This window comes from Drancourtella massiliensis (assembly GCF_016900655.1).
Taxonomy (GTDB): Bacteria; Bacillota; Clostridia; order Lachnospirales; family Lachnospiraceae; genus Sellimonas; species Sellimonas catena.
Genome location: NZ_JACJKH010000086.1, coordinates 1 through 739, shown reverse-complemented (window position 1 = coordinate 739; position 739 = coordinate 1). Strand labels below are relative to the sequence as shown.

The window sequence follows — 739 nt, the reverse complement described above, 5'->3', positions numbered from 1 at the left end:
TTCCTCTCCGTTCCATGTTATAATGGAACTATGCTAAAACAAGATTATTATAACGATTTTTTTGAAATTGGGCAACAAAAAATTAACTTCAGTTTCTTCGAATTGAGTTTACCCCGATGACGATCCAGTCTATACCCTAAAAAACGTGATGGAGGAGTTGGATTTTTCAGGTCTGCTGGCCTGTTATTCGGATAAGGGAAGAACCGGGTTTAACCCAATCATGCTGTATTCTGTTGTTACCTATGCAAACATGCACAGAGTCAGGGCTGTTGATCGGATTGTCGACCTGTGTCAGCGAGACCTCGCTTTCATCTGGCTGACCAAAGGACAGAAACCCCAGAGGGATGTTTTTTACGATTTTAAAGGGAAAAAGCTGACGGGAGAAGTCCTGGATGAATTGAATTATCAGTTCATGCGCCGCCTGGAAAAGGAAGGCCTTATTACGCTGAAAGAGCTCTACATCGCTGGGACAAAGATCGAGGCGAATGCAAACAGATATACGTTCGTCTGGCGTGGCAGCCTCAACTATCATCTTGCCGGCCTGCTGGACACCATAGATACCCTTTATGCAAAGTATAATGCGTTTCTGTCCGAGAACGGGTATGGGCCCAAATACGATCTCGGGGATGCCCATATGTTCGTGATCGAAGGCATGGACAAAGTCAGGAAAGTCATCGAAGAAAACAGGAAACGGAAACTAACAAAGCATAAAAAGATCTCCAATAACACCGTCATTGAG

At 44.2% G+C, this 739-nt stretch carries 1 protein-coding gene; it reads left to right on the top strand.

Annotated features, from left to right (window positions below):
* Positions 1 to 148: 148 nt before the first annotated feature.
* On the top strand, positions 149 to 739 hold a 591-nt coding region (locus H6A32_RS15825; protein WP_430749602.1), incomplete at its 3' end, for a transposase.